Origin of the sequence: Deinococcus sp. (assembly GCF_018260405.1) — a bacterium.
Taxonomy (GTDB): domain Bacteria; phylum Deinococcota; class Deinococci; order Deinococcales; family Deinococcaceae; genus Deinococcus.
On the sequence record NZ_JAGLBG010000116.1, the window covers coordinates 1 to 5792 of the forward strand.

6 protein-coding genes are annotated in these 5792 nt (G+C 55.9%); 5 read left to right on the plus strand and 1 reads right to left on the minus strand.

Annotated elements, in window-relative coordinates; translation table 11 throughout:
- Positions 1-99: 99 nt before the first annotated feature.
- A complete protein-coding gene (locus QZ269_RS11535) occupies positions 100-990 on the minus strand; it encodes a hypothetical protein (protein ID WP_291426853.1) in 891 nt (296 codons plus the stop codon).
- 27 nt (positions 991-1017) lie between these two features.
- Here QZ269_RS11535 and QZ269_RS11540 point away from each other — a divergent pair, with 27 nt between their 5' ends.
- The 5 genes from QZ269_RS11540 to QZ269_RS11560 all read left to right on the plus strand — a co-directional run bounded on the left by QZ269_RS11540 (position 1018) and on the right by QZ269_RS11560 (position 5718).
- Entirely contained in the window at positions 1018-2487 is a 1470-nt protein-coding gene (locus QZ269_RS11540; protein WP_291426854.1) for a ribonucleoside-diphosphate reductase subunit alpha, read from the plus strand.
- Positions 2488-2580: 93 nt separating this feature from the next.
- Positions 2581-3597, plus strand: a complete 1017-nt coding sequence (locus QZ269_RS11545; protein ID WP_291426855.1) for a ribonucleotide-diphosphate reductase subunit beta — start codon at positions 2581-2583, stop codon at positions 3595-3597.
- Positions 3590-3865 carry a thioredoxin fold domain-containing protein gene (locus QZ269_RS11550; protein ID WP_291426856.1) on the plus strand — a complete coding sequence of 92 codons (276 nt, stop codon included), beginning with the start codon at positions 3590-3592 and terminating at the stop codon, positions 3863-3865. The genes QZ269_RS11545 and QZ269_RS11550 overlap by 8 nt, the downstream gene beginning before the upstream one ends.
- Before the next feature lie 672 nt (positions 3866-4537).
- Positions 4538-5047, plus strand: coding sequence for a hypothetical protein (locus QZ269_RS11555; RefSeq protein WP_291426857.1), 510 nt, complete (start codon positions 4538-4540; stop codon positions 5045-5047).
- A gap of 182 nt (positions 5048-5229) precedes the next feature.
- Positions 5230-5718, plus strand: coding sequence for a hypothetical protein (locus tag QZ269_RS11560; protein WP_291426858.1), 489 nt, complete (start codon positions 5230-5232; stop codon positions 5716-5718).
- Positions 5719-5792 lie beyond the last annotated feature (74 nt).

A 5792-nucleotide genomic window follows, 5' to 3' on the forward strand; every position in this document is an offset into this window, starting at 1 on the left:
TCATTGCCATTTCAAGCGCCTTCGCCCCTTCAAGTGGATTCCCAAGGCGCTTAAGTTCGGCGCGGGCGGCGGCGGTCACTTCTGGAATAAGCCCCGTCATTAGTAAAGAGGCTCCTTATCTTCGGGCTTGGGCGCGTAGGGCTGGTAACAGGAACAGGCGCAACGCGGGCAAGGTTCGGGGTCTTTCGGGGCCGCCAATGTTTGCACTAGCCCACACGCCCCGCATTGGCCCCGGTATGCCCCGGCTAGGGTCTTGACCGCCGCCCATTCCGGCCCGTTCGGGTCTTCGGCGGGGGTGAGGTCTTCAAGGTCTAGCGGCTGACCGCTTCCGGGGTAGTACACGCCGCCTATGCCGCCTTCCGCTTCGGCGCGTGCCTGTTCGGGGGTAGGTACAAGGGGGTTTGTAGCTTCCAGATACGCGGCGGCAAGGTCATTCACGGTTAAGCCCATGTGATGCAACACCGGGGCCGCTTCCAGCATGAAAGCCCAAGGCAAATGGGAAGGGTGCGAAGACTGGCAAACTTGGGCCAAGCGGTTAAAACGGTGTACGAACTGAAACCGGGCAAGCATTCCGGCGTCAAATTCTCGGCCTTCCAGCAAAGCCGCGTGAATTTCCTTGTAATCCCCGTTCAAAACCATTTCAGTAAGCGGCAAGTCTTCGCCCACCATTGGGGGGGCGGTTATTCCAGTTCGGGCGGTCAGGTCATGGCGCAACCTTAAAGCCAACTGGAACGCTCCCGCCAAATTAAACAGGGCGTAACGAATGTCAGGGGTTGCCACTTCCGCGCCCCAATACGGGCCACCGGGCCAAGACAGCTTAGGCATAAGCCGGAAGGCCGCCATTTGAAGCTGTACGGCAAGGGCGGCCCGCTTGTGTTCGGCGTAACCGTTTGAATAGCCGGGGGCAACACGGCAAGCGGCTTCCCTAGCGTAAAGGTCTTGAAGGGTGAGGGGCGCGGGCGCTTCGGCGGCGGGGGCTTGTGTTGTCATTTGCTTTCTTCTCCTTTTGCGTCTTCTATGGCGCGTTCAAATTCGCCTAAAGGCGTGATGGGCGTTGCCAAGATGCTGGACAACATGCTGCGGTACGCTGATCAGGCGGGTCAGCGTCCCGGCGCAGGGGCGGTGTACCTGAGCGTCATGCACGCCGACTTTTCCGACCTGCTGAACGCCAAGAAGATCGCCACTGACGAGGACGCCCGGCTGAAGACCCTCAGCATTGGCGCGACCATCCCCGACCTCTTTATGGAGAAAGTTCGCGCTGGTGAGGACATCTACCAGTTCTACCCGCACTCGCTGTTTCAGGAGACGGGGCGCGAGTTCACCGACATCGACTGGACGCGGGAGTATCAGGCCCTGGCTGACAACCCCAATATCCGCAAGAAGCGCGTTTCAGCGCGGCGGATTTTGGAAGACATTGCTGTGACTCAGGGCGAGAGCGGTTACCCGTACCTGCTGTTCGAGGGAAACGCCAACCGCGTGAACCCCATTCCCAACGTCGGCTCGATCAAGATGAGCAACCTGTGCAGCGAGATCCTGCAACCCACCACGCCCAGTTACTTCCACGCCTACGGGCAGGAAAGCAAGGATAAGATCGGGCTGGACGTGTCGTGCAACCTCGCCAGTCTGGTGATCGAGCAGACCATGCAGGGCGGTGACATCGGGCGGGTGGTGGGCGCAGCGATTCGCATGCTGGACAACGTGGCCCGCTCCACCAGCGTGCACGAAGTTCCGGCGGTCAAACGCGCCAACGACGAGATGCGCTCGATTGGCCTCGGCGCGATGGGCCTGCACTCCTTCTTGGCGGGCAAAGAACTGATTTACGGCAGCCCTGAAGCGCTGGATTTCGTGGACGTGTTTTTTGCGGCAGTGCATTATCACGCCCGCAAAGCGAGTATGGAAATCGCGCGGGACACCGGGTTCATCTTTGGGGGTTTCGAGGGCAGTCGCTACCAGTCGGGCGAACACTTCGCTCAGTACCTGGAACGGGACTTCCTGCCGAAAACCCCGGAAGTGGCCGCGCTGTTCGAGGGTCACCAGTTACCTACCCGCGCCGACTGGGAAAAGCTGGTGCAGGACATCAAAAGGCACGGCCTCGCGCACTCGTTTGTTATGGCGATCGCACCCACCGGCAGCATCAGCTACGTGTCACACGCCAGCGCCAGCATCATGCCGATCACCGAGAAGGTGGAGACGCTCACCAGCAACAAGGCCCGCACCATCTACCCCATGCCGCACCTCTCCGAAGAGACCGAGTGGTACTACGAGGAAGCCTACGACATGGATCAGCGCCGCGTGTTGGACACCGTGGCCGCCGCGCAGAAGCACGTGGATCAGGGCATTTCCTGCACGTTGTTCGTCCCCGCCAGCGCCACTACCCGCACCCTGCAAAACTACTACCTGTATGGCTACCGCCTGGGCCTGAAAACCCTGTACTACACCCGCCTGCGCAAAACGAACGTCCAGGACTGCCTGAGTTGCGTGGTGTAGGCGGCTGCGCCGCTGTCTAAGAGTCGAGAGGTTAAGAGTCTAAGAAGACATTCGCACATTCCCAGAATTCACCGCGCCGGAGGCGCATTCCCCATGTCCCATCCCCCTTTTTCTGCCACCAACTGGTCTGAACCAGAAGATGGCTTCTCGGTCACCTTCTACGAGAAATACACGTCCCAGTTGTGGTTTCCCGACGAAATCCCGCTGACCAACGACGCGCTGGTGTGGAAGTCCCTGAGTGACGAGGAACGCTGGACGTATATCCACGCTTCGGCGGGCCTGAACGCGCTGGACACCTTGCAGGGCGAAGTCGGAATGCCCGCGCTGCGCCATCTCGTGCCGGGTCACATCCGCAAGGCCACGCTGCAATTTCAGGGCATGATGGAGGACATTCATGCCCGCAGTTACTCACTCATCAACAAGACCTTCCTGAGCGCCAACGAGGAACGTGAGGTATTCGAGTGGGTGCGTACCCAGCCGCATCTGCAATTCAAGGTGACGTTCATTGATGGCGTGTACGCTGACCCCGATGTGTCCAACCTGGGCCTCTGGAAGAAGCTGGTGGTGTCTTGCATGCTGGAAACGGCGCTGTTCTACAGCGGTTTTTTCTATCCTCTTTACCTGGCCGGACAGGGCCGCATGGTCTCGGCAGGCGAAATTTTCAACCTGATCATTCTGGACGAGGCGCTACACGGCGTCTACGTGGCCCTCCTGGCTCAGGAGAAATTTGTGGCCATGAACCCCGCCGAGCAGGTCTATGCACAGGCATGGTACGAGGAAACCTTGCAAACGCTGTACAAAAACGAATTGGCGTACACCGAGCTGCTTTACGCAGATGTGAGCCTGACTGCCGAGGTCAAGAAGTTCATTCGCTTCAATTTCAACGTACTCGCCGATAATCTGGCGTTCTCCCGTTCCTTCCCTGACGAGGAGATCAACCCGGTGGTGCAAAACGGCATTCGGGCCAGGGGGACGACCCACGACTTCTTCTCGGCCAAGGGCAGCAGTTACAGCAAGATCAGCGTGGAACCGTTGCAGGACGCCGACATCGAAGCCATCTGGACGGGAACAGCTCCCGACGTGACCAGAAAGCTGGTGGCCCATGACTGAGCGCCCGTTTATCCTGCTCACCCAGGACGACTGCCCGAACTGCGAACGCCTCAAGAAGATGCTCGCTGGGCCACTGGGAGGCGCATTTGACGAGAAAATCGAAGTGATTCACCGTCAGAGCAGCCCTCAACGCTTTAGTGAACTGGCCCAAACCCACCGAGTCCAAAGCCTCCCTGCGCTTGTTCATCACAGGGGGGCAGTGCTGCTCAAGACCAGTGGTCTGGGCGAAGTGCAACGCTTTCTCGTGGGCGAAGTGCCGAAACTCTAAATGGGGGGGATTTTAAGGAAGCTGCTACGAAACGCAAAGTAGCGAATTTCCCCACTCAGAGGCAGATTCCGGGCCTGAGTCCCTGAAATTAGAAGTTCCGATTTTCGGAATAGCTTTGGTACTTTGAGGCAAGACGGTAGATTTCTACCTGATTTTCCCCCCAATAAAGCCCTTGAGTGCCTGAAAAAGTGCCGACACTGACGGAACTCGGTACTTTTGGGGTCACCTGAGAATCGGAACAGAAACCTGCGCTAAGGAAACGACTTCCCTGAAATCTCCTGTCCTAGATGGAGATTTTTTAGTCCACGATTAAAGGATTGACCACTAAGCGAGCGATAGAAGGTCTTTCCTGTGATAAGTGTCTAAAGCAGAAGAAATGCTGCCGCAATCGCTGCTGCTTTCATCGAGGAGGTTCGTGGAAAATCCTGTGATAACAAGAATTACAACAGGAATATTCCCTTAGCGCAGGTTTTGGTTCCGATTCTCAGGTCAGGCCCGTTACCCGGGATTGGGCGGGGTACGCCGGGACGTTTATGCGCTGGCGCAGCACAGTACTCGCGTGTGGCAAGGCACGCATCCTGACCAGCCTTACCCACACTGGCCAACCATGCCGTACCTGCCATACCGTCAACCACAAACGGCCCCACTTTCCGAGCTTGATGGAGTCCTCAAATGAGCAAAAAACGCACTGACAAGTCCATGCTGGCAGACAAGATTGTGTACCTCGTGCGGGTGGGCTCACGCGAGTTTGACGTTGACGCTGCGAGCGCCGACGAGCTCGCAGCCAAGTTGTCCCCGCTACTGGACCTCGAACTGGCGGAGATCACTCCGATCGCTCAGGCTATTTATGGCCGCGCAAAACGCTCCGATTTTGATCGGTGGAGCGTTCGGCGGGCTGGCGTAAGGAGATTTGTGGCAGACGACGGGGCCCGCCTTCCCGGCCAGATGCCCCCCCGGAAAGGGCGCAAACCCACCACGCCTGTCGAGGAGTGGGGGGCTGTGGAACTCCCGGCAGACGACCTGATCACTGGCCCTCCTACGCAACTCGAACCTGCGCCCGCATTCCTCCTCGCAGGCAGCAGAGGCGCGGAGATGGGGCAGTCTGAAAACTCACTTCCGCAGGAGGTCCACTATAGCTCATCAAAAGCTGACCAAGCAGATGTATTGTGTGAGTCGCAGTAAAAATTTCTGAGCCGGATAAGGAGTCTTATGAAGAAAGCCCTCCTGCCGTTAGTTATTTTGACAAGCCTTTTGGCTAGCTGTGGCACACAGTCTATCCCTTCTAATTCTGCCACCTTACCAGCGACGTTTACTTCAGCAAATACTGGGGAAAAAGTAGAAATTGCCCCGAAACTCTAGCTTGTATGGAAACGGCCAAACCAGGCGATTCCTGCACAGATAAAAGTACTCCAGTAAATCTTGCCACTATCGTATTTCCCAAAGAAGTAGATGGAAAATTTGGTAGCCTTGCTACGGGGAGTTATGTAATAAAGAATATGCCAGTAGGTCAGACATACACCAAGTTTTTCTATCTTAGAACAGACCAAGCTAAAGAAACATGGTCAAGAACTTCACAAAATAACTTCAATGTCGTTGTTGAAGCAAGTGGAAACATCCGAGTCGTAGAAGTTAAAGGTAGTGGCAGTTATCAATATCAAGCTGGCTTTACAGCAACTGGTGCTAAGTGTCAAGACACACAAGTTTGGAAACGAGAATACTATCTTGATTTTCAGCAATATAAAGTTTATACAGACGGTAGCACAGTCTTAATACCTAACTCGCGCTTCGCAGTCTTGCAAAGCTTTGAATTAGTACGCAAGGATAGCCCAACTCCCCCATGGCACAAGTGTTAAAACGACACTATAAAACAATAAAAATACTCATAATAGCAATATTTGGTGCTACTATGAGTATTTTTTTACACTCA

What these genes read in the sequence shown, in the direction of transcription:
- QZ269_RS11540 (WP_291426854.1), top strand. Translation starts at nt 1,018, where the DNA reads ATGGCGCGTTCAAATTCGCCTAAAGGCGTGATGGGCGTTGCCAAGATG.
- QZ269_RS11555 (WP_291426857.1), top strand. Translation starts at nt 4,538, where the DNA reads ATGAGCAAAAAACGCACTGACAAGTCCATGCTGGCAGACAAGATTGTG.
- QZ269_RS11550 (WP_291426856.1), top strand. Translation starts at nt 3,590, where the DNA reads ATGACTGAGCGCCCGTTTATCCTGCTCACCCAGGACGACTGCCCGAAC.
- QZ269_RS11560 (WP_291426858.1), top strand. Translation starts at nt 5,230, where the DNA reads ATGGAAACGGCCAAACCAGGCGATTCCTGCACAGATAAAAGTACTCCA.
- QZ269_RS11535 (WP_291426853.1), bottom strand. Translation starts at nt 990, where the DNA reads ATGACAACACAAGCCCCCGCCGCCGAAGCGCCCGCGCCCCTCACCCTT.
- QZ269_RS11545 (WP_291426855.1), top strand. Translation starts at nt 2,581, where the DNA reads ATGTCCCATCCCCCTTTTTCTGCCACCAACTGGTCTGAACCAGAAGAT.